Origin of the sequence: Candidatus Planktophila dulcis (assembly GCF_002288225.1) — a bacterium.
GTDB classification, from domain to species: Bacteria; Actinomycetota; Actinomycetes; order Nanopelagicales; family Nanopelagicaceae; genus Planktophila; species Planktophila dulcis.
This window is the reverse complement of the sequence record NZ_CP016777.1, coordinates 1,228,845-1,254,324: the sequence shown is the minus strand read 5'-3', so window position 1 is coordinate 1,254,324 and position 25,480 is coordinate 1,228,845. Positions and strand designations below refer to the sequence as shown.

Below are 25,480 nucleotides of genomic sequence, written 5' to 3'. Positions count from 1 at the left end.
CTTTTCTATTCTTAAATTTAAGCGCGTATTGCCTTAGCGAATTCACGGAAATCTTCAACCAACATATCAATCTCTGTTTGGCCGTGAGATACAGAGATTAACCATTGCTCATCAAGTCCTGGAGGAGTGATGATGCCGCGGTTAAGGGCAAAGAGCCAGTGTGCTTCAGCAACACCAAAGTCAGTTGCCTTGTAATCGCGGTAGTTGCGCACTGGTGTTGTTGACCAAGTAACGCAGCCCTTGATACCGAAGCCGACTGTATGTGCCGGAAGCTGGTACTCATCAATGATTTCACCGATGCGAGTAAGTGCCTGAAGGTTGAAATCCTCTGCAATTTCGAGAACTTCATCTGAACAGATGCGATCGATTGCTCGAACACCTGCCATTGCAAGGGGATTACCGTTAAAGGTACCGAAGTGAGCCATCTTGCCGTTGGTAACGAAGTCCATGTACTTCTTCTTACCGCCGAAGGCAGCAAGTGGAAGTCCACCACCGATTGATTTAGCAAGGGTAATAAGGTCTGGCTTCACACCTAAACGAGCAGATGCACCGTGTGCTCCTGCTGTTAGTCCTGTTTTTACCTCATCAAAGATAAGGACAACATCGTATTGATCGCAAAGTTCGCGAACACGTTCAAGGTAACCAGAATCAGGAAGAATGATTGCAAGGTTTTCAAGAACTGGTTCAACGATAAAGCACGCAATCTTCTTTGCATTCTTCCTAAACATTTTCTCTAAAGCAGGGATGTTGTTAAATGGAACAACGTAGATATCTCCTGGAACCAAGTTAGGTTCGATGTAAGGAGTTGGCTTGCCTGCCTTGCCTGCCTTATTCAGTGGAGGTTTTGCAGAGACAACGAATGGGTCATAGCTGCCGTGATATCCGCCTTCAACTTTGAGAATTCCCATTCTCCCGGTGGCAGAGCGAGCAACGCGAACTGCATACATCGTTGATTCAGTGCCTGAGTTGGTGAATCGAACCTGATCGATACCAAAGCGCTTACAGATTCTCTCTGCAGCATCGGTAGAGGTAGGTGAAGGGGTGACAAAGAGCATTCCCTGGGTGAGCGCTGACTGCACTTCTTCCACCACAATTGGGTTGAGGTGGCCAGCGAGCATTGCGCCAAAGCCCATAGACAGGTCAAGGAGCTGACGCCCATCGACATCGGTCATATATGCGCCCTTGGCGGAGACGATGGAGATTGGGTATGGATCCCAGTGCTGGAAGCTAGATGTGACACCTAGAGGCAGTGAGTTAAATGCTCGCTTGCTCTCAGCTGCAGAGCCATGGGTGCTCTTGGTGAAGAGGTCCCATTCGGCTGCTAGGACTGCGGCAACCTTTTCGGGTGATATTGGTGTTGATGTTGTTGGTACATAACGATGTGTTGCACTGTGTTGCGATCTAATCGCTGCTTGTGTAGTCATTGTAAAGCTGTACGGCAAATGTTTCTGATTTAGAAACTGTTTGAGAAGTACTCTCCTTTAAGGTTGCGAATTAACGCGAGATAAGTATCTCTGAAGGCAAAAAAGTTTGCAACTAATAGGGATTTTCCCGCGTGGCTTACGCGTAAAGGGTTGATAACCTTTGAGCCTTATGGAAAAACCAACAATTATTCTTGCGACCAGCAATGGCGTGGGAATGGGACACCTTGCACGTGCAAGTGCAATTGCGTTGGCTCTTAAAGAATATGCAAATCCCATTATTGTTTCGATGGCGGGCGGTATTGCAGAGATTCCAGAATTTATGGGAATTCGTTGTGAATACATCCCAGGTCGTGATCGCATGTGGATGTCTCGTGAAAAATGGGATGAATACTTACGAGATCGTTTACTTGCTCTCGTTGATGAGACGGGCGCTCGCGTCATGTCATTCGATGGTGTTGTTCCTTATCCAGGAGTTATCGCTGCAAAAGTTTCACATCCAAAGTTGGCATTAGTCTGGGTACGACGCGGTTTATGGCAGAAGAAGCCACAACGTTTTGTTTTAGGTTTGCAATCACAGATGATGGATTACATCGTCGAGCCAGGCGACTTTGCTCGTGCATATGACTTTGGGCCAACTGCAGAACGTAAAGATGCGCGGCTTACATCTTCTGTCTCACTCTTTCAAAAAGATACTGCGCTATCGCGCGATGAGGCTCGCAAAGTTCTAGGCCTTGATCTCAACCGCCCAGCAGTTCTTGTTCAACTCGGAACTGGCGATAGCGATGTGAATGAGAAGATGACTGCAGCTCTCTCAGGCTTGCTCGGATGGAAAGATCTGCAAGTCATCCTCACCAAGCAACCACTGGATAAAGATGGAAAGTCTCTTGCACCTGCTGGCCTTGATATCCGCGTCGTGCGCCACTTCCCACTTGCTCGAGTGCTTCACGCCTTCGATGCCAGCGTCTGCGCAACTGGTTACAACGGAGTCCACGAGCTCTTGCCAGCTCAGGTTCCCACAGTCTTTGTCTCCAATATTCGAGGAACAGATGATCAAGAAGCGCGCGCGCAGTGGTGCCATGACATGGGATTTGCCTTGCGCGCTAACCAAGCAGACCTTGGTGATGTCACTGCAACGGTTAAGAAGTTACAAGATGCTGATGTGCGTGCACGATTGAGTAAGAAATGTGCAGAGCTACCTGATCCAACAGGTGGGGCAGAGATTGCAAAGATTTTGTATGAATTAGCTGTGAGAGAAGAACCTATTCGTCCCTCATGGTTACGTTATAACCAGTTGCGCATTCAAGAACACATCAATCGTGGCATGCGCCACGTTGCATATATGGGACTTCGTCGCCTTGCACTCCTCTATCGCTTTATCAACCCACATATTGTTGTGCAGGTGACTCGTCAAGAACCTCCAATATGGGGATCTCAGAACACGGCCACAGAGCTACACCCACTCATTAAAGGTGAACAACGTTTTGAACATCTCATCACTGGTGCATCTGATGCCTATATTAAGCGCCGCAAAGAGATTGCAGAAGCTGCCTATGGCGAAAAGATTGAAGTGATCAATACGAAGAAGCAGTAATTTCAAAGTGCGGTGAACCTAAGCAGGCAATAAAGTACGCGTTATGAAAGCAGAGACTTCAGTTCCCGTTCACGAAATCATCGCAACCCGTCGCAGCCCTCGTTCATTTAACGAAACTGCGTCAATCAACAACGAAGATCTCACAGCGATCCTCGAAGCAGCACGTTGGGCAGCTTCTGCATTTAATGGACAGCCATGGCGCTTCTTTGTGGGAAAGCGTGGCGATGAAGTCTTCTCTCAGATTCTCTCTTCACTCGGTGATTTCAATAAGTCATGGGCTAAGAACTCTTCATCTCTGATTTTGGTGGCAGGAAAGACAGTTCGCGGCGATGGTTCTATCCATGCTGATTACCAATATGACTGCGGTCTGGCAGTTGCTCAGCTTGTTATTGAAGCCCACCACCGCGGATTAATTGCCCACCAGATGACTGGATTTGATAAGGCAGTGGCACAAGAAGTGCTCTCCATTGCCCCAGAACTCATTCCTGTTGTTGTGATTGCAGTCGGAACACAGGATGCACCTGAAAAACTTGCAGGACCACTTCTTGAAAGAGAAACTGCAAAGCGCGAACGTCTTGCTCTATCAGAGCTAGTGATTAAAGGGCTGCCTGCTTAGAAGCGAGAGCGAATCTCCCATAAGTCTTTAAAGACTGGGTTAAAGAGCGTGCTTGCAAGGTATTCCACTCCGCTTGATCCACCAGTTCCCATCTTGTGGCCAATCGTGCGCTCAACCATCTTCACATGGCGATAGCGCCACTCTTGAATACCTTCATCGATATCAACAAGGCGCTCAGAGACCATCGCACTCTCGGGATCTGTTTGATGCACTGTCAGTAGAACATCTTGCACAGCTGCATTAGATTCGTAAGCAACTTCCTTGTTGCGCCCCACAACATCGGCAGGTAGTGAATACCCACGTTTAGTGAGGTAATCCAAGAAAGAATCCCAAATTGAATTACCAGAAGTAATCTCTTTAATCTCTGCCTGGATATCAGGAGGTAGGTGGCCAGCCATGCGACTATCGCGGCGGCCAAGAATTGCCTCCACCTTTCTAAATTGTGCTGATTGAAAACCGCTAGAAGATGAGAGATAACCGCGGAAGGCATTGAATTGCAGTGGCGTCATCGTCTCCAAGATATCAACTTGAGCAACACAGACCTTCATGATGGTGCGAATACGTCCGAGAATAGAGAGGGCGTAGTGCGTATCGCCAGATTCAAGTGCGCGCTGCGCCTGTTGGAATTCATGGATGAGTTGCTTAAACCAGAGTTCATATGTTTGGTGGATGATGATAAAGAGCATCTCATCATGCTCAGGTCCATCAGAGAGAGGCTTCTGAAGTTTGAGTAGATCATCAACTGCTAAATAAGAAGTGTATGTCAGTGCTGATTCATAGTTATCGCTCATGTGACTCGTGAATCCGATCCTTGGATCTCTTCGTATTGACGGCTCTCAGTGAGATCGCGGATGCGCTGGAAACCATCCCAGACTTCAACATATGAAGTTGGAAGGGGAGATATAGCTAAGCGGATAGCACTCGGTGTGCGGAAATCTGGAATGACGTTGGCAAATTTACGAAGTGCAACGCAGATTTTTGCAGCATCTGGATGGCCGATAGAGATATGCCCACCACGCTCTTTGGGATTACGTGATGTTAGAAGCGTGTAACCAAGGGGTTCAAGCCACTCGTCATAGAGATCGATCATCATCTGTGTTCCAATTGCTGCCTTTGATGCAATGACATCTATTCCTGCTTCAGCAATCATCTCAAAAGCGATCTGCACACCGCGAATTCCAATAATCGATGGGCTAGCAATCTGAAATCCTCGTATGCCTTTCGCCTTCTCAAATTCAGGACCCATTCCAAATTGATCTTCATTCCCGAACCATCCTTGGATAGGAACCTGAAGCTCCTTCTGCACGCGCTTACTCACATAGAGCCAGGCAGGTGAACCTGGACCTGAATTTCCATATTTATAGGTGCAACCAATTGCGAGGTCTACGCCGTGCTCGTCAAAGTTCATCTCAATGGCACCTGTTGCATGGCTTGCATCCCAAAGAACAAATGCACCGTAGGAGCGTGCTAGATCTGTAATGGATTCAATATCTGAACGAGCACCTGATCGATATTGAATTACCTCAAGAGTTACGAGGGCAACATCTTCAGACATATATTTCTCAAGAAGTTCTGCTGTGATTAATTCATTCTCAGCAACTACTGGGTCTTCATTATCAATAATGACAAGGTTGAGGCCAAGTTGCTCTGCAATACCAGCAAGGATGTATCGATCGGTGGGAAAGTTTGCAGCGTCGGTGATAACTGTCTTTCGCCCAGGGCGTGCCTTAATTGCTGCAAGACAGAGTTGATAGAAGTTGACCGATGTTGTGTCACAGACAAGTACTTGACCGGCTGCTGCACCGAGAGCTGCCCGACCTAAGAGATCTCCTGCAACTTGTGCCTCATCAATCCAGTGGCTCCACCCTGTTACAACTTCATTGCCCCATTCGTGGGAGACGAAGTCGCTGACAGCTTTCACAGTTGCATGGGGCAGGCGACCGAGTGAATTCCCATCGAGATAACAGAGATTGGGGTCGGTAATAACAAATTTGCTGCGATAGGGAGCAAGAGGGTCATTCTTATCGAGCTCTAACGCATATGCGCGGTCAGTGACCTTCATAGTTCAAAGGTACGCTCTCCTACCGTGGCGCGCAATGTAGTGAATATCGAAGAGGTCTCTAAAGCCTTTGATATCCGCCCACTTCTGGAGCGAGTATCACTCGGTGTTTCAGAAGGCGATCGCATCGGAATTGTTGGACGCAATGGAGCTGGTAAATCCACGCTCATGAAAATTATTGCAGGCGTAGAAGAGCCTGATGCAGGTCGAGTAACAAAGTCGAATGCTTCAAAGATTGGCATTCTCTCTCAAATAGATAGTGCTGCCCCTCATGCAACTGTGGGCGATGTAGTTATCGCCCATCGCGAGAAACATGAATGGGCAAGTGATCCTCGTATCCGTGAAATCTTTACCGGCCTCTTTGGAAGCTTTGATGACCATATCTTTGATCGCACATTTGCATCTCTTTCTGGTGGAGAAAAGCGCCGTGTTGGATTAGCTAAATTACTCATTGACGATCTTGATTTGATTCTGCTGGATGAACCAACAAACCACCTCGATGTTGAAGGCGTTGCCTGGCTTGCATCCCACTTAAAGAACCGAAGAGATTTAGCAGTACTAGTTGTGACGCACGATCGCTGGTTCCTCGATGAAGTAACCGAGCGTACGTGGGAAGTAGTCCTTGGCAAGGTAGAAGAGTATGACGGCGGGTATTCAGCATTTGTTTTAGCTAAGGCAGAGCGAGCTCGCCAATCCAATGCAATGGATGCTCGTCGTAATAACTTGATTCGCAAAGAGCTTGCGTGGCTGCGCCGCGGAGCACCTGCGCGAACAACAAAACCTAAGTTTCGTGTTGATGCAGCCAATGAATTGATTTCAGCAGAGCCAGCACCACGTGATTCAACAGAGCTCTTAAAGTTTGCTCTCAACCGACTTGGTAATACTGTCTTTGAACTTCATCATGCGCTGATCAAAGCTGGCGATAAAGAGCTGATTGATAACCTGACATGGAACATAGGTCCAGGAGATCGCATTGGCATTGTGGGCATTAACGGTGCTGGAAAGACAACTCTGATGCGCACTTTGGCAGGTCAGTTGCAACCAGCAGCAGGCAAGCTTGTTACAGGAATTACCGTCAAGATTGCCTTTCTGACACAGCACCTTGATGAACTTGACCCCACATGGCGCTTACTTGAAGCGGTAGAAAATATTGCAACACATGTGGAGATTGGTAAAGGAAAAACACTTTCAGCATCTCAACTCTGTGAACGCCTTGGCTTTGATCGTGATGCGCAGTGGACACCGGTGGGAGATTTATCAGGTGGAGAACGTCGCCGTCTGCAGCTCACACGATTACTGATGGATTCACCGAACGTATTGCTCCTTGATGAGCCCACCAATGATTTTGATATTGAGACTCTTACAGAGTTAGAAGATTTACTCGACAGCTATGGTGGCACCTTGATTGTGATTTCTCACGATAGATATTTCCTAGAGCGCGTCTGCGATCGATTTTGGGGGTTACTGGGCGATAAACATCTTCGTGATTTGCCGCGCGGTGTGGATCAATATCTTGAACAGCGCGTTGCATCAATTGCATCTGCAGCTGCATCTGGTGGAAAGTTCTCATCCACATCTAGTGCTGCAGAAAAACGTCAATTGAAGAAGGATCTAACGCGCGTTGAGCGACAGGTAGCAAAGGGTAAGGAGCGTCTTGCAGAACTGCTGAAGGAGCAAGAGAACGAAGGCTTCAATCCAGAACGTTTGATTGCAATTGCTGGTGAAATTGAGAAGGTGCAGAGTGAATTACTTACTCGCGAAGAAGAATGGCTAGAGATCACTCTGGCGCTGGAAAGTTAATAGGATTTACCTATGTCCACCAAGAATCAGCGCCTAGATTTTCTGGCAGCAATCTCTGGAGTCATGATTGCTCTTCAGGCGCGCGCTAATGGCGAACTTTCACATCTGATTGGAAATGGCGTTGAAGCAGCGCTGGTTTCATTTGGGTCAGGTTTGATAATCATTTCAATCATCGCCCTCTTCACGCCTTCCATTAAAGAAGGTGCTCGTAATTTGCGCGGGGCGGTGGCGCGTAAAGAGCTACCCAAGTGGACTCTCTTTGCAGGCGCTCTCGGGGGCAGCTTCGTTGCTGTGCAGACTCACATCGTGCCTCTTATTGGCGTTGCTATCTACTCTGTTGCATCTATTGCGGGTCAAACAGCAGCCTCCCTTGTTGTCGATCGCATCGGGCTTACAGGTGGCGGAAAGAAACACATCACACCTCGTCGTATTGCCGCCGCATTCTTCACTGTCTTTGCAGTCTTTATCTCGGTCTATGACCGTATCGATGCACGAAATCTCTCACTCATTGCAGTCTTTATGGGATGTGTTGCAGGTGCGATTGTTGGCGTGCAGCGTGCAATGAATGGTCAGATCAATGAGTATTCACATCAAAGTTTCACCACATCGCTACTCAACTTCATTATGGGAACGACATTTCTTGTGATTTTCTTAAGTATCTTGGTACTTATCAACTCAGAAGAACTTGTTCCACTTCCAGCAGGTCCTTGGTGGATTTACACAGGTGGTGTCATCGGAGTTATCTATATTGCTTTCACATCAACAATTGTTCAACATCTTGGCGTTCTCACATTCACACTCTTTAGCGTGGGCGGTCAATTAGTGGGTTCACTCTTGATTGATCTCTACTCACCAACATATGGCGTGCAGGTATCTATGTATTTGGTGACAGGAATTGCTATGACCTATGTGGGAGTTATCGTTGGCGGCGTGAATAATTCACAAGGCCGGAAACGATTGACCCACAAATAAAGAATGCGGCTATTGCATAAGAGGAAGTCTTAACCCACGGCAGTGTTGCAGCGTAGTAACCAGCCAAGGTAATTCCAGCTCCCCACAGCACAGCACCGATTATGTTGGCTGATAGGAATTTGTAGTAATTCATCATTGATGCACCTGCAATAGGCGGAACAAAGGTGCGAATCCACGGGAAGAAGCGTGCAGCAACGACTGCCCACCATCCAGTTTTCTCATAGAAGCGTTCAGAGCGCTCAATCATTCTGCGCATGCGAGGTGATGTGTGCTTATCAAGGTAAGGACGACCGACAACGCGGCCGATGACAAAGCCAACTTGATCACCAAAGAATGCAGCAGCCAAGATGATTAGTACCAATATTGCGATATTGATATCGCCTTGAGCTGCAGCTACTAAACCAGCGCTAAAGAGGACTGAATCACCGGGTAGGAAGAAGCCAAAGAGAAGTCCAGTTTCAATGAAAACAATGGCACCGATAATTACATAGAAAAGAAAGGGAGCAAGAGCGGTGAACTGCTCATCAAAGGATGCAACGAGTTCCATTACACCGACTTCTTTACTGCTGCAGCAACCTGTATTACTACATTGGGATCAAAGACACTAGGAACAATAAATGATGTGTTGAGCTGTGATGGGCTCACGCAATCTGCAATCGCTTCAGCTGCGGCAACGAGCAACTTATCTGTGATCTTGTGAGCGTTTGCATCGAGTAGTCCGCGGAAGATTCCAGGGAAGGCAAGAACGTTGTTAATTTGATTTGGGTGATCGCTACGCCCTGTTGCAACAACTGCAGCATATTTACGAGCAATAACTGGATCGATTTCAGGATCTGGGTTGGCAAGTGCAAAGACGATGGAACCTGCAGCCATAGATGCGATATCTGCTTCTTTGAGAACATTTGGTGCGCTCACACCAATAAAGATGTCAGCTCCTGCCAACGCTTCGTGGACGCTTCCTTTGAAGTTCGCTTTATTTGAGTTCTCAATAAACCAATCACGCATGGGATCTTCAGATTGAGAATCTTTTGAGATAACACCATCTTTATCAAATGCGATGATGTTGGTGGCACCACTTAAGACCAGAAGGCGAGCAATAGCAGTACCTGCTGCTCCTGCACCGCTCATGATGATTCTGACCTTCGACATATCTTTCTTCACTAGCTTGAGCGCATTGCGCAGAGCTGCAAGAACAACAATGGCAGTTCCATGTTGATCATCGTGGAAGACAGGGATATCAAGAAGTTCGCGCAGGCGACGTTCTACTTCAAAGCAGCGCGGTGCTGAGATATCTTCAAGGTTGATGCCGCCATAGACAGGTGCGATGAGTTGGACCGTGCGAACGATTTCATCGACATCTTGTGTATCAAGACAGACTGGCCATGCATCAACATTGGCAAAGCGCTTAAAGAGTGCAGCTTTTCCTTCCATGACAGGAAGGGCGGCCGAAGGGCCGATATTTCCTAGGCCTAGTACTGCTGAACCATCGGTAACAACAGCCACCGTATTGCGCTTCATTGTCAGGCGGCGAACATCTGATGGATCATCGACGATTGCTTGTGAAATACGAGCAACACCAGGTGTGTATGCGCGAGAGAGGTCATCACGAGTCTTTAGAGGAACTTTGGAAGTTACCTCAATCTTTCCACCGAGGTGGAGTAAGAATGTTCGATCGCTGACTTTACGAACAGTAAGCCCATTGTGAGCTGATAGTGCATCATGAATTTCTTGAGCGTGATCGGCATCAATGGTGTCGCATGTAACGTCAATGACTACCTTCTCAAGGAGTGATTCAACGACGTCGAGGGCGGTAATAGTCGCCCCTGCATTGGTAATGGTGGTTGTTATGAGCGCAACTGGTTGGAGCTCAGGAGAACCTTCAACACGGATTGTGATTCCGTATCCAGGGGAAGTTGATGCCATTTACACAACACCGTAGAGACGATCGCCTGCATCGCCAAGACCGGGAACGATATAACCCTTTTCATTGAGTTTCTCATCGAGTGAACCAGTCACCAGAGTAATTGGAATCCCAGCATTCTTAAATTCATCTTCGAGAACTTTGATTCCTTCAGGAGCTGCAAGCAAACAGATCGCTGTGATCTCATCGGCGCCACGTTCAATCAAGTAATTAATGGCCATGACCAAAGTGCCGCCGGTTGCGAGCATCGGATCGAGAATAAAGCATTGACGACCAGAGAGATTTTCAGGAAGTCGATTGGCATATGTGGTTGCCTTAAGTGTTTCTTCGTTACGAACCATTCCTAAGAATCCAACTTGAGCTGTCGGGAGCAACTTTGTCATTCCCTCTAACATTCCAAGTCCTGCACGCAAGATGGGAACGACGACTGGTCGCGGTTCAGCCATAACTAATCCTGTTGTCGAAGTCACGGGAGTCTTGATGTTCACAGTCTTGGTACGCACTTCGCGGGTTGCCTCGTATGCAAGCAGTGTCACGAGCTCTTCGACGAGAAGTCGGAAGGTCGGAGAATCCGTTCTTTCATCACGTAAAACAGTAAGTTTGTGAGAGATCAGTGGGTGATTTGCAACGTGAACTTTCATGTCATCTACCTTACAGGGCTTTCTTTCCACTTCAATGAGTGCCAATATGGGAGATGTGTCAGAGCAAACCCAGGACTTCGCGATTGAGGCGTGGCATGAAGATGGACGCTGGTCTATCGCATCTCTACCTGACCCAGATGACCTAACTCACATTATTGACCGCCTCAAAAAACAACAGACAAATGGCGGGGCAGTTGCTCTCATAACTATCGATGATGAATTCTTCTTAGCTATTCGCGTATTGGGTACACATGTTAAATTCTTTATCAGTGATGTTAGTTGTGCAATCGATTATGAAGTTGCAGCAGAATTTCTTGAGCTAGCCGATCTTGATCAACCGGATGAAGAGGATGAACCACTTCCAGCAGGTGATGTCGACATCTTCTCTGACCTTGGTCTTCACAGCATGGAACTTTCAACTCTCTGTGATGATGCAGATTTATTTCCCGATGAACAGATTGAAGCAATTGCTAATCGCTTAGGATTTAGCGAGCAACTGACTGAGTTATTGGAGTCCTAAGATTTCATCTCGCACGCCTGAAGAGTTTATGAATGAAGCACTTGTTATTGCTCGATCTGCATTTGTAACTGGTGATGTTCCTGTTGGTGCCATCGTTATCAATAAAGATGGAGTGGTAATCGGTAAAGGCTCAAATGAGCGTGAAGCTAATAACGATCCAACTGCACATGCTGAAGTAGTTGCCATCCGCAACGCTGCAGCACGACTACAGAACTCTCGCCTTGATGGTTGCACACTTATTGTCACTCTTGAGCCATGTGCGATGTGTGCTGGAGCAATCGCTCAATCACGAATCTCTCACCTCATCTTTGGCGCATGGGATGAGAAGGCAGGCGCTGTGGGATCTGTATGGGATGTTCTGAGAGACCCACGTTCTATCTTTAAAGTTGAGGTGACTTCAGGTGTGCTTGAGAATGAGTGCGCAGCGCTATTGAAAGAGTTCTTCTCAGACAAGTAGTTCGTATGATGGATTCAAGATAGTCAGCTGACCTTCTTCTTCTCCAACCATACCTTCAGCACGCATCTCCATACCGACTTCAAGTCCTGCAATCTCACGACGGCCTAGGAAGTTAAGAGTGATTCCGCCAGTTTCATCCCAGACTTCCACCTGCAGCATCGGCGCAGAACCACGTGGAGCAGTTGCAATGGAGGTAACGCGACCATGCACCTTAGAACGCTTACGCCACTCTATTTTTCCGATAGGAGTGACATCTTCTGCGTAGTGAGTAACGGGTGCAAAGACTTGTGGGGCAACTTGTGTTGGCTTGATCTTCTCCTGAGTGCTCACACTTCTTAACGTTTCCTGCTCGTGACGGATATGCAAATCTCCACGAGAAGTAATGCGATTGACGTCAAAAGGAACAATCGTTGCAACAACTCGCTGCAACTGCGAGATTGGTGCAGCAATTTCTTCAGCCGTTTGATCGTGTAGCAGGCGACCTAAGAATCGTGAGTAAGAACGACGAGGAAGCAGAATTGTTAATTCAATATCAGGCTTTTCAGTCTTACGAATTGCATAGTCAAGTGCTGAATTTGCAATGCGGCGATCTGGGCAATCAATCAGATCTAACTGCACATCTTCCAGCGCCTCAGATTCTGCCCACGCCTTTTGAATTGCCTCAGCACGACGATCATCGATAACAAAGTGAACAGCCTTGACCTTATGTGGCTTAAGGCTTCGTGCATAACGAACAGCACCGACTGTGGCGATATCAACGCTATCTACAAAGATAGTGACATCATGGCGGGCCATCGATGTTGCGCGCTCTTCAAAACTCTTAACCGAGAGAGCTTCCTGTTCGCGAGTGTATTGGCGACGTAAACGTAAAAGTGTTGCAACCAAGATAGGAGCTGTAACAAGAACTAGCCAAGCACCTTGAGTGAACTTCACGACGGAGAAGATGATGACGATTAATAGTGAGATAGAGCCTGCAAGTGCATTGATAAAGACCTTAACTCTCCATTGTGATGGTTTAGTCCGCAAGTAATATCGAGTCATACCAAATCCAGCCAAGGTAAATCCTGTAAAGACACCGAGTGCATAGAAGGCAACGAGGTGTTCGACAGATCCTGCAGTGATGATGACAAGAAGTAATCCACCTCCTGCAAGTAAGAGAATTCCATTTGAGAAAGCTAAACGGTGCCCACGCTTTGTTAATTGGCGCGGAAGATATCCATCTGCGGCCACGAAGTTCACCAGCAATGGGAATGCGCTATATGTGGTGTTTGCACCAGCGAAGAGAATAAGCATTGTTGCAAGCTGAACCATGATGAACATGACTGTTCCAAAAGTTCCAGTTCCTACTGCTGCTTTTGCAATCTGAGAGATAACAGTTGGAACACCCGACTCATATGGCATCGCGTGGATGTGATGCGCAAAGTAGGAGACACCAAGGACGAGGATTCCAAGAAGGCAACTCATAACAACCAATGTGCGCTTGGCGTTGACATGCTCAGGTGTCTTAAAGAGAGCAACACCATCAGAGATTGCTTCAAGACCAGTCAGTGATGATCCACCATTTGCAAAGGCGCGAAGCAGAATAAAGATTGCTGCAAAGGTAAGCAGCCCCTGTTCTTGTCCGAGAGGAATTGCTCCAGGTAGATCGGTATCGAGCACAGGAAGTGTTCCATTTGCTAAGCGATAGAGACCCATGCCAAAGACAATGAACATGCAGCCGACGAAGAAGTAAGTAGGGAAAGCAAAAGCCTTTCCAGCTTCTTTTACTCCACGCAGATTTCCGTAGGTCAACAAGATGATGACTGCAAAGATCATAGGCATTTTGTATGGTTCAAGAGAAGGGAACGTTGAAATAATTGCAGCAACACCAGCTGCTGACTGAATAGCTAATGTGACGATGTAATCAAGCATCAGTGCAACAGCTGCAATCTGTGCAACTACTGGACCGAAGTTATCGCGCGAGACAATATATGCGCCACCGGTCTTGGTGTAGACATCGATGACATTTCGATATGACAAAGTGATGATGACGAGAATCGCTAAGACAATTGCGGTCATCGGCATCAAGATGGCAAAGGCTGCAAGACCAAATGCTGGCAAGAGTGCAATCAGAATCTGTTCAGAACCGTATGCAGATGATGAAATACAGTCGGATGACAGAATTCCAAGGGCATAACGCTTACTCAGTCTCTGATGACCGAGTGAGTGACGGTTGAGCGCACCACCTAAGAAGAATCGCTTGACCTTGTAGGAGAAGGGATCTTTTACGTGTGCGTGATCCTGAAGTGCGACAGGCTGGGGTGCATCATCAGTCCAAGACTTAGCCACAACTACTCCCTTTGGCGTTGCATCTAGAGCATCACCGCTGCCTAGGTAACCATTTTAGGTGACCCGTTGAATTCTCGTAAGTATGCTAATCCTATGCGCACACAGTTATATATAGATGGTCAATGGGTCGATGGAAGCGGGACTTTGGACGTTATCGATCCCAGCGATGGCTCAGTTATCGCCAAAGTTGCTACTTCAAGCGATGAACAGAACCTCGCAGCTGTTGATGCCGCTGACCGCGCCGCCGCCTCATGGGCCAAAACCGCACCTCGCGTTCGCAGTGAAATCTTGCGCAAAGCATTTGAAATGATGATTACTGAAGCTGATTACCTAGCAGAGCTGATCTCTAAGGAAAATGGCAAGGCGCTACCGGATGCCAAGGCAGAAGTTAATTACGCAGCAGAATTCTTCCGTTGGTTTGCTGAAGAGACTGTTCGCATCTCTGGTGATTTCCGTATGGCTCCATCTGGAGATAAGCGCATCCTTGTCACTCACCAACCTATTGGCGTCTCACTGCTTATTACTCCATGGAACTTCCCTGCAGGTATGGCTACACGCAAGATTGGTCCAGCAGTTGCTGCCGGCTGCACAATGATTCTCAAACCTGCAGGTGAAACTCCACTGACAGCTCTGGCCATCGTTGACATCCTGGAACGCTGCGGACTTCCTAAGGGAGTTCTCAACGTCATTCTTCCTGCACAAACTGGTCCTGGTATTAGCAAAGTGCTTCACGATTCACGAGTAAAGAATCTTTCATTTACTGGTTCAACATTTGTTGGAAAAATTCTTCTGAAGGAAGCAGCCGATCAAGTAATCCGCTGCTCTATGGAGCTCGGTGGCAATGCACCATTTGTTGTTCTCGATGATGCCAATATCGAAGAGGCAGTTAAAGGTTTGATGATGGCAAAGATGCGCAATGGAGGAGCAGCATGCACCGCAGCAAATCGCATCTATGTTGCACGCTCTATCGGCGATAAGTTCATCGCAGAATTTACGAAGGCGATGGCATCGCTAAAAATGGGCGTTGGTCGTGAAGCTGGCACGCAACTTGGTGCAAGTGTTTCTATGAAGGAACGTAACAAGATTGCAGAACTTGTTGATGCAGCTAAAGCAGGAGGTGCAAAGGTTCACCTCGGTGGAACAACTCCTGAAGGTGCTGGCGCTTTCTATCCTGCAACAGTTCTTGAAGTTTCGAAAGATGATGAAATCCTTGCCAATGAAGTCTTTGGGCCTGTGGCTCCTGTAGTTCTCTTTGATACAGATGAAGAAGCTTTGAAGATGGCCAATGACACTGAATACGGACTTATTAGTTACGTGTATTCAGAAGATCTCAAGCGCGCAATTCGCTTTGCTGAAGGAATTGAAGCTGGCATGGTTGGTATCAACCGCGGACTTCTCTCAGATCCTGCAGCGCCATTTGGTGGCGTGAAGCAATCAGGACTTGGTCGCGAAGGTGGCTTCGACGGAGTTCACGAGTTCTTGCAGACTAAATACATAGGCGTTGAGATCTAAATTCTTCAACTGTTATTTACCGAACATTCACTCTCAACTCACCAGTAGCCCAGCGCCTCGGCGGATGATTTAGCTGCTTCCCCAGCCGAATCAATGCAATAGGAAGGGGTTGTCATGTCACAAATTAACTCTCTACCAGAGTGCTTCTTGTGTCGTTCTCAAGACCTCGAACTAGTCATGAATGCAGAAAACGGTCCAATGATTCTCTGCGACGAGTGCGGGTATTCAAGCTTGATGTCTAATAAGCATCTATCGCTGCCAACGATTACGACTACATCCATCGCTTCGTAAGCTATAGCCTTTCGCAGACTAAGTACCTAGGCGTTGAGATTCAATACATTACTCAGACGTCTATCTGAGCTCTTGCTTCACATTCAGCCAACACATCTGTAATGGCAGTAATTCTTTCGGAGGGATTTTGGGGGAGTTTCGTCCATCCCAATCTTTGAAAGTCCATCCCTACTTCTTCTCTACAGCTATATCCACAACCGTTTCTGTCCACTGAAATTTTGTAAGTTCTAGTTGGTAGTTCGAGTATCTCTTCGCCCCCAGCCGATAATCTAACCGCTAGATCTTCGTACCTCGACAAATTCTTTCTCTTTAAATCCGCCATCAGAGAGAAGTAAGAACGTTCCCACGCCAAATCCGCATCGCTCATGAAGTTGTCTAGGTTTTCACTCATGAACAAAGTCTAACTCAGGTGCCGCATTGGAGTTCAAGAGTTTTCTCAGACCAGACCGGCGGTGTTAAATAGCGCTTTCCTCGAATGGTTGCTCGAGCTGAAGCCACACCGTAATACTTAGATTTTGCTGTGTTCTTACAGTAAGCAAATGTGAATTGATTTTTCACCAGGAAGCCTTGCGATTTTGGGTCATCGGCTCGGGTGCTTCGCTGGGCTACAAGATGCGGAGCACCGAAACCTTCTTTAAATATTTTGACCGTCAAGACGACTTTACTTTGTGGAACATTACATTTTGAAGTCGCATTCACTTTCACTGCTAAACGACCCTGCTGCTCAAAGATTGAAGTTGAGATATGAGCATTTTGGACTTCGATGAAGCACTTTGTTTTGGGCAGAGTAACAACCGTTCCAACGCCATTTGCTTGAGATGAAGATGACATAAAGAGAGCACAGATTAAGGAAATCGAGGCTGTTCGTATGTGAAGAAATTTATCCATGCCCGAGAATTTCAAAATCTCAGAGAATCTGAATTGGGTTATCCACAGTCATTCTGGCGGAGGATGAGGGATTTGAACCCTCGATAGGTTTCCCTATACACGCTTTCCAAGCGTGCGCACTCGGCCGCTATGCGAATCCTCCAGCGCTAAGGCGCGAGCCTTAACGCCCCAAGGGTAGCGGTGCGTAGCGTCAGCCCTGACACATAAGATTGGCTCAGATCTCCGGTGCGACGTCACCGTGCCGAACTCCCCCAGGGTAGGAATACAGCAAGGGTAGGTACGCTCTGGCGGGTGCACCGGAGGTCCCTAGAAGTGAATAAGTAAGTCTCGGTCAATTAGAAGTGAATTGAATCGCGGCCTTAACGAGAGTAGATAAAGATGTCGTTAGCGTTATATCGAAAGTATCGCCCCTCTGTATTTGCAGATGTCATCGGGCAAGAACATGTCACTGTTCCTTTATCTAACGCGCTTGAATCAGGTAAAACTCATCACGCATATCTCTTTAGCGGTCCACGCGGTTGCGGCAAGACTTCTAGCGCTCGCATCATGGCGCGCTCACTCAACTGTGAAAAGGGCCCAACACCTAATCCATGTGGCAAGTGCCAATCGTGTTCTGATCTCGTTGCCAATGGCCCAGGTTCTATCGATGTCATCGAACTCGATGCAGCTACACACGGATTAGTTGATGATGCCCGCGATCTTCGCGATAAAGCATTCTTTGCACCAGTGCAGAGCAAGTATAAGATTTACATTATCGATGAGGCTCACCAGCTTGGGCCGGGTGCTGCTAATGCACTCCTTAAAGTAGTTGAAGAGCCACCAGCACACGTCATCTTTATCTTTGCTACAACAGAGCCAGAGAAGTTGATTTCAACTATTCGCTCTCGAACACACCACTATCCATTTCGTTTAGTACCACCTGGAATCCTTGGAACACATCTTGAGAAGGTCTGCGAATCAGAAGGCGTCAAAGTCGCTAAGGGCGTTATTCCACTTGTAGTACGAGCATCTGGGGGCTCTGTGCGTGATGCGCTCTCTGTCCTTGGCCAGCTTCTCGCTGGTGCTGGAAAAGATGGCGTCAGCTATGAAATTGCAATTCAGCTACTTGGCTTTACTGATGGCGCACTCCTTGATGATGCGATGGATGCAATCTCTGCTCGTGATGGTGCAACGCTCTTTAAGACAGTTGATCGCGTTATTGAATCAGGGCATGACCCACGTCGCTTCACACAAGATTTACTTGAACGTCTGCGTGATCTGATGATTGTGGATGCGTTAGAGGCAACTAATGCCAACAGTATTTTGCGTGAGCTACCTGATGATCAACTCGAACGTATGCGCGTTCAAGCAAAGAGCATCGGGCAAGCATCTCTTTCACGCGCTGCAGATATTGCAGCTGAAGGTCTTACACAGATGCGTGGTGCCACTGCTCCTCGTTTAATTCTTGAACTCATCTGCGGACGCATCCTCTTGCCTATGGGAGATTCCAGCGAGGCAGGACTTCTTGCACGTATTGAACGCTTAGAACGCGTTGAATCCATTGCTCCTCAACCACGTGCTGCAGCACCTGCTGCAAAGGCACCAGCTGCAGATCCTGCTGATTACATCAGCCCAGTAACAGCTGAGGCAAAGCGTGAAGTGCCTACAAAGGCAGCTAAGGCAAAGGAAGAAGTTGTTGCCGCAGTTGTTAAGGAAGAGAAAGCACCTGCAGCACCTGAGCGACGTATTGATTCCATGGATGTTGCAGGCCTTCGCCGCTTATGGCCAGATGTGATTGAGAATGTGAAGAAGCGCCGCCGCCTTACCTGGTCACTGCTTTCAGCCAGTGCACAGATCCTTGGTGTGGATGAGAAGATCATCACGATTGGCATTGTTAATGCTGGTGCCCGTGATTCATTTGTGCGCAGTGAATCGGATGAGATTTTGCGACAAGCATTTATTGAAGTTGTAGGCCTTGATCGCAAGATTGAAGTAACTGTCGATCCGAGTATCGATACAACTGCTACTCCCGAAGCGCGCGCAGTCAGAACATCGGAAGCGCCAACAGATGCCACACAGCTTTCGGGGGCCGCACTCCTTGCAGCCGAACTCGGTGCAACTGTCATTAGCGAAACGAACCACGACTAATGTCTACCGGAATGTATGAAGGTGCGATTCAAGATCTGATTGATGCTTTAGGGCGCCTGCCTGGAATCGGACCAAAGTCTGCTCAGCGCATCGCATTTCATATCTTGCAATCAGATTCAGAGATTGCAGCAAGTCTTGTTGAGGCAGTGCGCACCGTGAAAGAGCGAGTGAAGTTCTGCACGCAATGTGGCAATGTCTCAGAGGAGGCTGAATGTCGCATCTGTCGTGATCCACGACGCGATGGCACAAAGATCTGTGTTGTTGAAGAGAGTAAAGATGTGATTGCCATCGAACGTACACGAGAATTTCGCGGCAAGTATCACGTGCTTGGAGGAGCGATCAGTCCTATCGATGGAATTGGCCCTGATCAGCTACGCATTCGTGAATTGATGCAGCGTTTAGCTGATTCAACGATTACTGAAATCATCTTGGCCACCGATCCCAACCTTGAGGGAGAGGCGACAGCTACCTATCTAGCTCGCCTGATTAAGCCGATGGGCATCAACGTCTCACGCCTTGCATCAGGACTACCTGTCGGCGGAGATCTGGAATATGCCGATGAAGTCACGCTCGGTCGAGCATTTGAGGGACGTACCACCCTTTAGTCTCACTATATGGGCGGTGGGCCGTCTCATATATTAGGATTTTCCAATTAATGGCTAGCGCCATCTTTTCTCGTGCTTCACACTTAGCCCATGGGTCTGATTGTTCAGAAGTTTGGCGGTTCCTCCGTCGCTGATGCCGAGGGCATGAAGCGCGTTGCCGCCCGCATCGTTGCAACAAAGAAGGCCGGCAATCAGGTCGTTGTTGTTGTCAGCGCCATGGGCGATACCACTGATGAATTGATCGAGCTTGCCAATGCTGTGACTCCAATTCCACAGGGGCGTGAGCTCGACATGTTGCTCACAGCCGGTGAGCGAATTTCTATGGCAGTGCTTGCCATGGCAATTAACAATTTAGGTTTTGAAGCGTTGTCCTTTACTGGATCCCAAGCTGGAGTGATTACAGATTCTGTCCATGGCAAAGCGCGCATCATCGATGTGACACCAGGACGTATTCGCGAAGCAATCGATAGCGGTGCAATTGCAATCGTTGCTGGCTTCCAAGGAATTTCGCAGGATACAAAGGACATCACAACCTTAGGTCGTGGTGGATCTGACACAACTGCAGTCGCACTCGCTGCAGCCCTTGATGCTGATGTCTGTGAGATTTACACAGATGTCGACGGAGTATTTTCTGCAGATCCTCGCGTTGTTCCAGCTGCTCGCAAACTTAAGACTGTTACTTATGAAGAGATGTTAGAACTTGCTGCAGCAGGTGCAAAGGTTCTTCACTTGCGCTGCGTTGAATATGCACGCCGTTTCAATTTACCGATTCACGTCCGTTCATCTTTCTCACCTAACGAAGGAACCTGGGTGGTTGAAAACCATCCTGAAGGAGGCACCATGGAGCAAGCAATCATCTCTGGCGTAGCGCACGATAAGTCAGAGGCAAAGGTCACGATCGTGGGTGTTCCAGACCGCACGGGTATTGCAGCGCGCATCTTCCAAGCGATTGCCGATAACGACATCAACGTCGACATGATTGTGCAGAACGTATCTGCAGCCGCTACTGGCCTTACCGATATTTCTTTTACTGTTCCAAAAGCTGAAGGACAGAAGGCAACTGGTGTCTTACAGCGCATTCAAGGTGAAGTTGGATTTGCATCAATAATTTATGACGACACCATTGGAAAGCTTTCACTCGTCGGCGCAGGAATGCGTTCACACCCAGGCGTGACAGCTACCTTCTTTGCATCTATGGCTGATGCAGGCGTGAATATCGAGATGATTTCAACCTCTGAAATCCGCATCTCTGTCATCGTTCGAGAGGCTGATGTTGAGCGCGCAGCAAAGGCCGCACACTCAGCTTTTGGCCTAGATGCTGATCAGATTGAAGCAGTTGTATATGGAGGAACAGGTCGATGACAAAGAAGAGTGCAAAGCCAGCTAAGAAAGTAAAGGCTGCAAAGAAACTTCCATCCCTTGCTGTAGTTGGTGCAACAGGTGCGGTCGGCACAGTCATGCTCGACATCTTGAGCAAGCGTAAGAATGTTTATGGCGAGATTCGTCTGATTGCATCTGCTCGTAGCGCAGGTAAGAAGTTGACCTGTCGCGGTGAAGAACTCACAGTTGTTGCACTTTCTCCTGAAGCTTTCGATGGAATTGATATTGCAATGTTCGATGTTCCAGATGAGATCTCTGCTGAGTGGGCACCGATTGCAGCACAGCGTGGGGCAGTTGTTGTTGATAACTCAGGTGCATTTCGTATGGATAAGAAAGTTCCCTTGGTTGTTCCTGAAGTTAATCCAAAGGACATTAAGAAGCGTCCTAAGGGAATTATCTCTAACCCAAACTGCACAACTCTTTCGATGATTGTTGCAATGGGCGCACTTGATAAGAAGTTTGGTCTAAAGGAACTTGTTGTCTCTTCCTACCAGGCAGCATCAGGTGCCGGACAACCTGGCATTGATGCTTTGCATGATCAGATTTCAAAGGTTGCAGGCAAGAACCTGGGATCTGTTGCTAAAGATCTTCGAGAAGTCATTACAGATCTTGGTCCATTCCCAGCTCCTCTTGCAATGAATGTTGTCCCATGGGCAGGTTCACTCAAAGAAGATGGTTACTCATCCGAAGAGCTCAAAGTTCGTAATGAATCACGCAAGATTCTTGGAATGCCAAAACTTAAAGTTGCTGTTACCTGTGTTCGCGTTCCGGTGATTACAACTCACTCACTCACAGTCCACGCTGCTTTCTCAAAGGTTGTTACCCGTAAAGCTGCACAGAATGCGCTGAAGAAGGCTGAAGGCGTTCTTCTCTATGACAATCCAGAGAAGAAGGAGTACCCAACTCCGGCTGATGTTGTTGGAACAGATCCAACATGGGTTGGCCGCGTTCGTCAGTCTTTGGATAATCCAAAGGCGATTGACCTCTTTGTATGCGGAGATAACTTACGCAAGGGAGCTGCGTTAAATACTGCACAAATTGCAGAACTCGTTGCTGCTGAATTCACACGCTAACCGCAACTAGACTGCAACCATGACAATCGTTGTCGCAGGCGGAACAGGTCTTGCGGGCTCTGCAATCGTGCGCGCCTATCAGGCAACAGGTGCTGAGGTCATTGCAGTTAATCGCACAGTAGTTGACCTGCTTGATCGCGATGCAACGACGGCCTTCTTAAAGAAAACTAAGCCAACACTGGTTGTCGATGCAGCTGCCAAGGTTGGCGGAATCGGTGCCAATAACGCATTTCCGGTTGAGTTCCTTTCAGATAATGTGCGCATCCAGAGCAATCTGATGGAGGCAGCGCATGCTGCCGATGTTGAGAAGTTCATCTTCCTTGGTTCCAGTTGTATTTATCCACGCGATTGCGCACAGCCAATCAAAGAAGAGTATTTGCTGACTGGTCCACTGGAGGAGACAAACTCTGCCTATGCAATTGCAAAGATTGCCGGAATCGAACTGATTAAATCTTTCCGTAAAGAGTATGGCCGCACATGGATCTCACTTATGCCAACAAATCTCTATGGCCCAAACGACAACTTTGAACTACAAGGCTCACACGTTCTTCCTGCATTTATCCGCCGCTTTGTTGAGGCAACACAGAACAACGTTGCAACAGAGACTCTATGGGGGACCGGTTCACCAAAGCGTGAGTTCCTCCATGTTGATGATTTGGCAGCAGCAGTTGTGCATCTTGGATCAACGTATGACTCTTCTCAACATCTAAATATCGGCAGTGGTGAAGACCTGACAATTAAAGAACTTGCAGAGCTAGTCGCTGAATTAGCTGGCTTTAAGGGTCAAATTGCATGGGATTCAACAAAACCCGATGGAACTCCACGCAAGGTCCTTGATGTTTCGAAGGCAAAATCGCTAGGTTGGGCACCGAAGATTTCTCTCCGCGATGGAATTGCATCAACTATCGCTTGGTATAAAGATGCATCTGCAAAGGGAGTGGCTAGACGATGAGTAGAAAAGTTGCACTAATTACTGGTGTTACCGGCCAAGATGGTTCATACCTTGCAGAGTTCTTGCTTGCTAAGGGTTATGAAGTACACGGCCTAATCCGTCGTTCCTCAACATTTAATACATCTCGCATCGATCACATCTACCAAGACCCACATGAGAAGAACCCAAAGCTCTTCTTGCACTACGGAGATTTGATTGATGGTGTTGGACTTACCAACCTCATCCGTGAAATCAAACCAACTGAGGTTTATAACCTCGGTGCACAGTCACACGTTCAGGTCTCTTTCACCATGCCTCAATACACAGGTCAAGTTGATGCAGTCGGTGCCGTGGGTCTTCTTGAAGCGATTCGCTCAGCTGACCTTGATATCCGTTTCTATCAAGCATCAACATCGGAACTCTTTGGTTCAACTCCACCACCACAGAATGAGAATTCAGTATTTCGTCCACAATCGCCGTATGCAGCTGCAAAGTTGATGGCCTACTGGTGCACAGTCAACTACCGCGATGGCTATGGACTTCATGCAACAAACGGAATTCTCTTTAATCACGAATCACCTCGTCGCGGTGAAACATTCGTTACTCGCAAAATTACACGCGCAGTTGCTGCCATCAAGGCGGGCAAGCAAGACAAACTATTCCTTGGAAACCTTGATGCAGTACGCGACTGGGGTTATGCAAAAGAGTATGTCGAGTCAATGTGGTTGATGCTTCAGCAAGATAAGCCATCTGATTACGTTGTTGCAACCGGCGTTGGAGCTACAGTGAAAGACTTTGCAGAAGCAGCGTTTTCACGCGCAGGACTTAATTGGGCTGACCATGTTGAGACAGATAAGAAGTACATCCGTCCGACAGAAGTTGATGCACTTATCGGTGATCCATCAAAGGCAACAAAGGCCCTTAATTGGAAAGCTACAACTCATTGGAAAGAGCTTGCAGAACTTATGGTTGATGCCGATATTGCTAGAGGGATTTAACTTTTTCTCGGTCACAAGAAATAATCAAGTAAAAGTAAGACATTAAAAGGTACGGTAAGACATACCTACCATTATTGGCAATGAATGCAACAGTTGCGAAACTCGTGATCGCAAAATTTATTAGTAGAAATTTGAATAATATCTGCTCCTTTGACTTAGAGAACAGAGAACTTGAACGATTTCGATAGATCATAAATAACCCAAAGATTAGAGTAAACGCAAGAGTAAAAACTCGAATCTTATCCAAAATGTGAAATGGCACAAGAATTATCCTAATTACTTGGTCCCCAACGGAAGTGAACAGACCTGTTGAATTCGCGTAGAGTCCAGGCATATGGAACGCGTTTGCCATGAAAAGAACCTGCGTTGCATCAGAAGATTTAGTCATTAGCCATTCCATGGGATGAGCCAAAATGGTTCTCGCCCACCCTGATTTCAATTCATTCAGGGTTCTTTCCTCTCCGGCTTCAATTATTCTTAGCGCGGGAGATGAGTTCACCTCCGGAATCTGAACATGCAAACTATCCCAACCAGTTGGAGACAAGGAAGCACAGACAGACTCATAGTCATTTTTGTTTTCCAAAATACCGCTTAAAAGTGTTTTTGCGCTAGAGGTAACTTCGGGGGAATAGCCCCAGCAATATAGTTTCGAAAGGTCGTATATGAAAACTTGTTGTTCTGGGTAACTCTTACGCAGTTGAAAGTTGTTCGACAAGATTTTGTCTAATCCAATTGGAAGAATTGCAAAAATAAATGCAAGAATTGATAAAATAGCTATTAGTTTTCTGCTCTTTAATTTCGATATTAAGACCAACAAGAATATTAGAAGTACAAGAGGCGCGAAGACCGGTTTAAAGAGACATCCGATTAGTGAAATGAGAAAAGCTGAAGTAAACCTAATCACTTGTTTAAAACTAGGGATCGCCTTCACCCCAACGAGTAGTCCTAAAGATAGAGTCTCAATAGCTAGAAGTGTCGAGTCTCTCCATAGCTGAAAAACAAAAACTCCACCGATTAATGCAATAAAGTCAAATACTTTTCTATTCTGACTTAATTGAAGTTCACGATGGATCAGCCACACGCCTAATACATAAATGACTAGCTGTGCAATAGTGAGTGAAAAAGTCCAGGGATAATACCCATCCGGCCAAAGTCCATATAAAGCAGCAGTCGAAAAATTCCACCAGTCACGTTTTTCATCGAGTGCTGGAATTTCTCGCTGAGCACCCTCTCCACCTGTTCCAGGGAAAATTCCAACCACTACGAATACGATGAGGATGAGGATGATGAAGTCTTTGATTTTTCCAGACATTGAAATCCTCAGCATTCAGCAAGTCTACTTTTGA

At 47.2% G+C, this 25,480-nt stretch carries 23 protein-coding genes, 1 tRNA gene and 1 other RNA gene; 14 read left to right on the top strand and 11 right to left on the bottom strand.

Going from position 1 to position 25,480, the window contains the following annotated elements; all coding sequences use genetic code 11:
* Window positions 1-17 precede the first annotated feature (17 nt).
* The gene (locus tag A1sIIA65_RS06505; RefSeq protein WP_095676724.1) at window positions 18-1,424 is read right to left on the bottom strand and encodes an aspartate aminotransferase family protein; all 1,407 of its coding nucleotides are present in this window, start codon (window positions 1,422-1,424) and stop codon (window positions 18-20) included.
* A gap of 169 nt (window positions 1,425-1,593) precedes the next feature.
* Between A1sIIA65_RS06505 and A1sIIA65_RS06500 the strand changes: the two genes are divergently transcribed.
* A complete protein-coding gene (locus tag A1sIIA65_RS06500; RefSeq protein WP_095676723.1) occupies window positions 1,594-3,015 on the top strand; it encodes a glycosyltransferase family 28 protein in 1,422 nt (473 codons plus the stop codon).
* 43 nt (window positions 3,016-3,058) lie between these two features.
* Window positions 3,059-3,631: a nitroreductase family protein gene (locus tag A1sIIA65_RS06495; protein ID WP_095676722.1), complete on the top strand. Its 573-nt coding sequence runs from the start codon at window positions 3,059-3,061 to the stop codon at window positions 3,629-3,631.
* Here the strand turns inward: A1sIIA65_RS06495 and A1sIIA65_RS06490 are convergent.
* Window positions 3,628-4,422 (bottom strand): tryptophan 2,3-dioxygenase, encoded by a 795-nt coding sequence (locus A1sIIA65_RS06490; RefSeq protein WP_095676721.1) that lies wholly within the window; start codon window positions 4,420-4,422, stop codon window positions 3,628-3,630. The genes A1sIIA65_RS06495 and A1sIIA65_RS06490 overlap by 4 nt on opposite strands.
* Window positions 4,419-5,693: a kynureninase gene (locus tag A1sIIA65_RS06485; RefSeq protein ID WP_095676720.1), complete on the bottom strand. Its 1,275-nt coding sequence runs from the start codon at window positions 5,691-5,693 to the stop codon at window positions 4,419-4,421. The genes A1sIIA65_RS06490 and A1sIIA65_RS06485 overlap by 4 nt, the downstream gene beginning before the upstream one ends.
* Window positions 5,694-5,717: 24 nt before the next feature.
* Here A1sIIA65_RS06485 and A1sIIA65_RS06480 point away from each other — a divergent pair, with 24 nt between their 5' ends.
* On the top strand, window positions 5,718-7,490 hold the full coding sequence (locus tag A1sIIA65_RS06480) for an ABC-F family ATP-binding cassette domain-containing protein (protein WP_095676719.1): 1,773 nt from the start codon (window positions 5,718-5,720) through the stop codon (window positions 7,488-7,490).
* A 12-nt stretch (window positions 7,491-7,502) separates the two neighbouring features.
* Complete coding sequence (locus tag A1sIIA65_RS06475; RefSeq protein ID WP_095676718.1) at window positions 7,503-8,462, top strand: DMT family transporter; 960 nt, start codon at window positions 7,503-7,505, stop codon at window positions 8,460-8,462.
* Here A1sIIA65_RS06475 and A1sIIA65_RS06470 read toward each other — a convergent pair.
* From A1sIIA65_RS06470 to upp, 3 genes are read right to left on the bottom strand one after another with little or no spacing between them, the layout of a single operon-like run.
* Window positions 8,407-9,009, bottom strand: a complete 603-nt coding sequence (locus A1sIIA65_RS06470; RefSeq protein WP_095676717.1) for a DedA family protein — start codon at window positions 9,007-9,009, stop codon at window positions 8,407-8,409. The genes A1sIIA65_RS06475 and A1sIIA65_RS06470 overlap by 56 nt on opposite strands.
* Window positions 9,009-10,385: an NAD-dependent malic enzyme gene (locus A1sIIA65_RS06465; protein WP_095676716.1), complete on the bottom strand. Its 1,377-nt coding sequence runs from the start codon at window positions 10,383-10,385 to the stop codon at window positions 9,009-9,011. The genes A1sIIA65_RS06470 and A1sIIA65_RS06465 overlap by 1 nt, the downstream gene beginning before the upstream one ends.
* Window positions 10,386-11,024 carry a uracil phosphoribosyltransferase gene (upp, locus tag A1sIIA65_RS06460; protein WP_095676715.1) on the bottom strand — a complete coding sequence of 213 codons (639 nt, stop codon included), beginning with the start codon at window positions 11,022-11,024 and terminating at the stop codon, window positions 10,386-10,388.
* Here upp and A1sIIA65_RS06455 point away from each other — a divergent pair.
* The gene (locus tag A1sIIA65_RS06455) at window positions 11,023-11,544 is read left to right on the top strand and encodes a tRNA adenosine deaminase-associated protein (RefSeq protein WP_095676714.1); all 522 of its coding nucleotides are present in this window, start codon (window positions 11,023-11,025) and stop codon (window positions 11,542-11,544) included. The genes upp and A1sIIA65_RS06455 overlap by 2 nt on opposite strands.
* A gap of 1 nt (window position 11,545) precedes the next feature.
* The gene (gene tadA / locus A1sIIA65_RS06450; protein WP_420021973.1) at window positions 11,546-12,001 is read left to right on the top strand and encodes a tRNA adenosine(34) deaminase TadA; all 456 of its coding nucleotides are present in this window, start codon (window positions 11,546-11,548) and stop codon (window positions 11,999-12,001) included.
* Here the strand turns inward: tadA and A1sIIA65_RS06445 are convergent.
* Complete coding sequence (locus A1sIIA65_RS06445) at window positions 11,990-14,329, bottom strand: amino acid permease (RefSeq protein WP_095676712.1); 2,340 nt, start codon at window positions 14,327-14,329, stop codon at window positions 11,990-11,992. The two genes, tadA and A1sIIA65_RS06445, sit on opposite strands and share 12 nt — an antisense overlap.
* Before the next feature lie 93 nt (window positions 14,330-14,422).
* Between A1sIIA65_RS06445 and A1sIIA65_RS06440 the strand changes: the two genes are divergently transcribed.
* On the top strand, window positions 14,423-15,841 hold the full coding sequence (locus tag A1sIIA65_RS06440; RefSeq protein ID WP_095676711.1) for an NAD-dependent succinate-semialdehyde dehydrogenase: 1,419 nt from the start codon (window positions 14,423-14,425) through the stop codon (window positions 15,839-15,841).
* 343 nt (window positions 15,842-16,184) lie between these two features.
* Here A1sIIA65_RS06440 and A1sIIA65_RS06435 read toward each other — a convergent pair whose 3' ends face one another.
* The 3 genes from A1sIIA65_RS06435 to A1sIIA65_RS06425 all read right to left on the bottom strand — a co-directional run bounded on the left by A1sIIA65_RS06435 (window position 16,185) and on the right by A1sIIA65_RS06425 (window position 17,162).
* Window positions 16,185-16,523 carry a hypothetical protein gene (locus tag A1sIIA65_RS06435; RefSeq protein WP_095676710.1) on the bottom strand — a complete coding sequence of 113 codons (339 nt, stop codon included), beginning with the start codon at window positions 16,521-16,523 and terminating at the stop codon, window positions 16,185-16,187.
* Between the two features lie 14 nt (window positions 16,524-16,537).
* Window positions 16,538-16,963 (bottom strand): hypothetical protein, encoded by a 426-nt coding sequence (locus tag A1sIIA65_RS06430; RefSeq protein WP_095676709.1) that lies wholly within the window; start codon window positions 16,961-16,963, stop codon window positions 16,538-16,540.
* 111 nt (window positions 16,964-17,074) lie between these two features.
* A tRNA-Ser gene (locus A1sIIA65_RS06425) sits at window positions 17,075-17,162 on the bottom strand.
* A 72-nt stretch (window positions 17,163-17,234) separates the two neighbouring features.
* On the opposite strand from A1sIIA65_RS06425, the gene ffs reads away from it, so the two are divergent.
* The 7 genes from ffs to gmd all read left to right on the top strand — a co-directional run bounded on the left by ffs (window position 17,235) and on the right by gmd (window position 24,134).
* An RNA gene (ffs, locus tag A1sIIA65_RS06420) (signal recognition particle sRNA small type) lies at window positions 17,235-17,331 on the top strand.
* 67 nt (window positions 17,332-17,398) lie between these two features.
* Window positions 17,399-19,147, top strand: coding sequence for a DNA polymerase III subunit gamma and tau (locus tag A1sIIA65_RS06415; RefSeq protein ID WP_095676708.1), 1,749 nt, complete (start codon window positions 17,399-17,401; stop codon window positions 19,145-19,147).
* An 11-nt stretch (window positions 19,148-19,158) separates the two neighbouring features.
* Complete coding sequence (gene recR, locus A1sIIA65_RS06410; protein WP_095676879.1) at window positions 19,159-19,752, top strand: recombination mediator RecR; 594 nt, start codon at window positions 19,159-19,161, stop codon at window positions 19,750-19,752.
* Between the two features lie 90 nt (window positions 19,753-19,842).
* On the top strand, window positions 19,843-21,114 hold the full coding sequence (locus A1sIIA65_RS06405; protein ID WP_095676707.1) for an aspartate kinase: 1,272 nt from the start codon (window positions 19,843-19,845) through the stop codon (window positions 21,112-21,114).
* A complete protein-coding gene (locus A1sIIA65_RS06400; RefSeq protein WP_095676706.1) occupies window positions 21,111-22,205 on the top strand; it encodes an aspartate-semialdehyde dehydrogenase in 1,095 nt (364 codons plus the stop codon). The genes A1sIIA65_RS06405 and A1sIIA65_RS06400 overlap by 4 nt, the downstream gene beginning before the upstream one ends.
* A 19-nt stretch (window positions 22,206-22,224) precedes the next feature.
* Window positions 22,225-23,157, top strand: a complete 933-nt coding sequence (locus tag A1sIIA65_RS06395) for a GDP-L-fucose synthase family protein (protein WP_095676705.1) — start codon at window positions 22,225-22,227, stop codon at window positions 23,155-23,157.
* Window positions 23,154-24,134 (top strand): GDP-mannose 4,6-dehydratase, encoded by a 981-nt coding sequence (gene gmd / locus A1sIIA65_RS06390; RefSeq protein ID WP_095676704.1) that lies wholly within the window; start codon window positions 23,154-23,156, stop codon window positions 24,132-24,134. Before A1sIIA65_RS06395 ends, gmd begins: the two co-directional genes overlap by 4 nt.
* Here the strand turns inward: gmd and A1sIIA65_RS06385 are convergent.
* Complete coding sequence (locus tag A1sIIA65_RS06385) at window positions 24,121-25,446, bottom strand: hypothetical protein (protein WP_095676703.1); 1,326 nt, start codon at window positions 25,444-25,446, stop codon at window positions 24,121-24,123. The two genes, gmd and A1sIIA65_RS06385, sit on opposite strands and share 14 nt — an antisense overlap.
* Window positions 25,447-25,480 lie beyond the last annotated feature (34 nt).